The sequence below is a fragment of the Planktothrix sp. FACHB-1355 genome, assembly GCF_014748295.1.
In the GTDB taxonomy this organism is placed as follows: domain Bacteria; phylum Cyanobacteriota; class Cyanobacteriia; order Cyanobacteriales; family Aerosakkonemataceae; genus Aerosakkonema; species Aerosakkonema funiforme_A.
The window spans coordinates 1-3,713 of sequence record NZ_JACJUP010000713.1; the positions used below are offsets into that span (position 1 = coordinate 1).

Genomic DNA, 3,713 nt, shown 5'->3' on the forward strand with positions numbered 1-3,713 from the left:
GGGAAGAGGGAAAAGGGGGAAAGGGGGAAAGGGGAAAGGGAGAGGGAGAGGGAGAGGGAAGAATTTTGACTTTTGACTTTTAGATTGCCCGTGCCTAACCCACCCTACGATTAGATAAGTTTTTAGCTGTAGACACGTTTTATGAAACGTCTCTACAATAGACATCTCCAAAAATTCTTGTGGGGTAGGCATCCTGCCTGCCTTTGAGATTATTTTCTGGAAATGTCTAATGTTTATCCCAATTTTCACAACCAAAAGAACGATCGAACAACAGAAACAAAATTATGCGATCGTCACTTCCGGCGACAAATAAACATCCTGAATTGCGTTAAACAACTTCACGCCTTCCTCAAACGGACGTTGGAAAGTTTTGCGACCCGAAATTAATCCCGAACCGCCAGCGCGTTTGTTAATCACCGCCGTGCGAACTGCTTCGGCAAAATCGTTTTTACCGGCTGCACCGCCAGAATTAATCAATCCAGCACGACCGCAATAACAATTCAAAACTTGATAGCGGGTGAGATCGATCGGGTGGTCTGTCGTTAAATCGCGATAAACAAGATCGTGCGTCATGCCATATTTCTTGCCGATAGCTTTGGAGACAGCGCCGTAACCGTTATTATTTTCGGGCAGCTTTTGTTTGATGATATCAGCTTCGATCGTCACACCCAAGTGATTTGCTTGACCGGTCAGATCTGCCGCGAGATGGTAATCTTTATCTTGCTTAAATGCAGGGTTTCGCAAATAGCACCAGAGAATAGTTGCCAAACCGTATTCGTGGGCGAAGGCAAAAGCTTGACTGACTTCTTGGATTTGGCGAGTCGATTCCTCCGAACCGAAGTAAATTGTAGCACCGACGGCTACTGCTCCCAAATTCCAAGCTTGTTCGATCGAAGCGAACATGATTTGGTCATATTTATTGGGAGCGGTGAGCAGTTCGTTGTGATTCAGCTTGACAATAAAGGGTATTTTGTGGGCATATTTGCGCGAAACCATGCCCAAAACGCCCAGTGTGGTAGCAACGGCATTGCAACCTGCCGCAATTGCCAATTTGACAATGTTTTCCGGGTCAAAATAAATTGGGTTGGGTGCAAAGGAAGCGCCGGCAGAGTGTTCGATACCTTGGTCTACTGGCAGGATGGAGAGATAACCCGTGTTGGCGAGGCGTCCGGTAGAATAAAGCTGTTGCAAGCTACGCAAGACTTGCGGATTGCGATCGCTCTGTGCAAAAATTCGTTCTATCCAGTCTGGCCCCGGTAGATGTAATAAATCTTTAGAAACTTTTGCTTGATAACTGAGGAGGTCTTCTGCTTCTTGACCCAGTAATGATTCCAGAGATCTGGGTATAGATAGCGTTGCAGTCATAGCAGTTTTCCTCAAAACTTCTATTTCCCATTTTGGCAGTACTCTCGCTCAGGTTGTGTCTCTCCAAAAGCAGACTGTCACCCAATTTTGGATTTGGGATTTGGGATTTTGGATTGATTGGGCCTTGAATATTGTAGAGACGTTTCATGAAATGGCTCTACAATATTCGTCAAAATTTCTTGATGATTCCCATTGAAATGGGTGGCTGGAAACCGCTTTTTTTCGGTTATATCATGTCCGGTAGCATCGGTTGCATAAAAAAATGTGTTCTTATCTGCGTTAATCTGCGTTAATCTGCCTACATCTGCGGTAAAAATTTAACCCATAATTCCCACAGATAACATGAGAGCATCAGTCTTAGACTACCGATGCAACCGAACACAATATCACTTCTTTTTCTTCGCCTCTTCGCGGTGCAATTTTTTTATGATTTTTGAATATACCGACGCTTTCGTTACCTTGGCTGCTGTTGATATCGAAACACTGATAAATTTTTATACTCAAATGCTCGGTCAGCAACCCAAACCCCACATACCTAATGTTTATGCTGAATTTCATCTGCCGGGGTTGCGTTTGGGAATATTTAAACCTAGAAATAGCGAGCGGGAAGAATTTAACAATTCATCGCAAAGTGGGATGAGTTTGTGTTTGGAAGTAAGCAGCTTAGAGGATGCGATCGCGCATTTTACAGCTTTGGGTTACCCGCCTCCGGGACAAATTATTTCCGCCTCTCACGGCAGAGAAATTTATGCTTACGATCCGGCTGGCAATCGCCTGATTCTGCACGAATCTAAAAATGGGGGATGATGCTAACACCCATGAAAAAATCTAGAAAAAAGTAAAAACTAAAAATTAAACCCAGGACGGCGAGGGATTGCAGCAAAATATGATTTGTCGAAGGTGCGATCGCCTCTCCCACTAAAATCGATGTAGAAGAACCGACTACATAGCTTAAGCTTAACACCAAGAAAGGCCATTCATTTGTAATTCCCCAAAGTGCAAGGGTTACCATTGCCAGCGCCAACATGATTAGCTCAACAAATCGAGGCGGATTGTACTCGCTGGAAACTATTAAGATATTCCACCAAAATTGCCAAGGTCTCATATTAATTTAGTCTCGCTCCGTTGTCACTTGTCAGTAGGAAATTTGAAATTAGAGATTTTGGATTGAGATTGAATCTAAAATCTAAAATCCAAAATCTAAAATTGTTTAGGGAGCGTCATACAGACAGATTAAAACTATCGGAAAAACTTTCATATCTGACGCACCCTACAAAATGCTACCTAACCTTCTTTTACTTCGATCCCAAATACGCGGTTAAAGGCTTTTTCCACCTTGTAGCCAGAATCGATCGACTCTAGCGGGTCTTTACGAAGTCGGTGACGCAAACACAAAGTAATCACCCGACGGATATCGTCTACTTGCACTTGGGTTCGACCTTCAAAAGCAGTTATGGCTTTAGCGGCTCGATTGGTTACGATATCGCCGCGCAAGCCATCTACATCAAGTTCAGCACAAACTTCGGAAATTTTCACCCGCAGATCGTAATCGATTACCACCGAAGGCAGTATTTCTTGCGCTACTTCCAACTGTTTTTGGATAGCTTCTTGCGGTTCTTTGTATTTTTCGATGAATTCTGGCGGGTTTTGATCGAATTCGGCTCTTTGTTCCACGATTCGCACGCGCAGAGCCGGTTCTTTGACTGTACGGATTTCCGCGTGCATCCCGAAGCGATCGAGCAGCTGGGGACGCAATTCTCCTTCTTCGGGGTTTCCAGAACCAACCAGAACAAAACGAGCGGGGTGACGAATGGAAATACCCTCGCGTTCTACCGTATTCCAACCGGAAGCAGCGGAGTCCAGTAACACATCTACCAAGTGGTCGTCGAGCAAGTTGACTTCATCAACGTAGAGGATACCGCGATTTGCTTTTGCCAGCAGTCCCGGTTCAAATGCTTTCACGCCAAGAGAAAGTGCTTTTTCAATATCGATCGTGCCGCAAACCCGGTCTTCTGTCGCACCCAAGGGTAAGTCAACCATCGATACTTTTTTCTTTACTGTAGGAATTTCCTCTCCGCGAGTCAGCCGATCGCGCACCACATCGCTCATCAGGTCAGGATCGCTGGGATCGCTGTTGAATGGGTCATCGGCAACTACATCGATTTCGGGCAGAAGGTCAGCCAAAGCGCGGATCGTGGTAGATTTACCCGTACCGCGATCGCCCATAATCATCACACCGCCAATCTTCGGATCGATGACATTCAACAGCAGCGCCAGTTTCATTTCCTCCTGGCCAACAATAGCCGTAAAGGGAAAAACAACACGGCGGGCCGCCGATTTGACAAAGA

General features: G+C 45.2%; 4 protein-coding genes. 1 reads left to right on the plus strand and 3 read right to left on the minus strand.

Annotation, left to right across the window (positions count from 1 at the left end):
• Positions 1–282: 282 nt before the first annotated feature.
• Positions 283–1,365: a class I fructose-bisphosphate aldolase gene (locus H6S82_RS23550; RefSeq protein WP_190471430.1), complete on the minus strand. Its 1,083-nt coding sequence runs from the start codon at positions 1,363–1,365 to the stop codon at positions 283–285.
• A gap of 426 nt (positions 1,366–1,791) precedes the next feature.
• On the opposite strand from H6S82_RS23550, the gene H6S82_RS23555 reads away from it, so the two are divergent.
• The gene (locus H6S82_RS23555; protein ID WP_190471422.1) at positions 1,792–2,172 is read left to right on the plus strand and encodes a VOC family protein; all 381 of its coding nucleotides are present in this window, start codon (positions 1,792–1,794) and stop codon (positions 2,170–2,172) included.
• On the opposite strand, the gene H6S82_RS23560 is transcribed toward H6S82_RS23555, so the two are convergent.
• Both H6S82_RS23560 and bchI read right to left on the minus strand, forming a co-directional pair.
• Entirely contained in the window at positions 2,156–2,470 is a 315-nt protein-coding gene (locus tag H6S82_RS23560; protein ID WP_190471419.1) for a hypothetical protein, read from the minus strand. The genes H6S82_RS23555 and H6S82_RS23560 overlap by 17 nt on opposite strands.
• Positions 2,471–2,649: 179 nt before the next feature.
• Positions 2,650–3,713 (minus strand): magnesium chelatase ATPase subunit I (gene bchI, locus H6S82_RS23565; protein ID WP_191056798.1); only part of this gene is annotated, 1,064 nt, incomplete at its 5' end.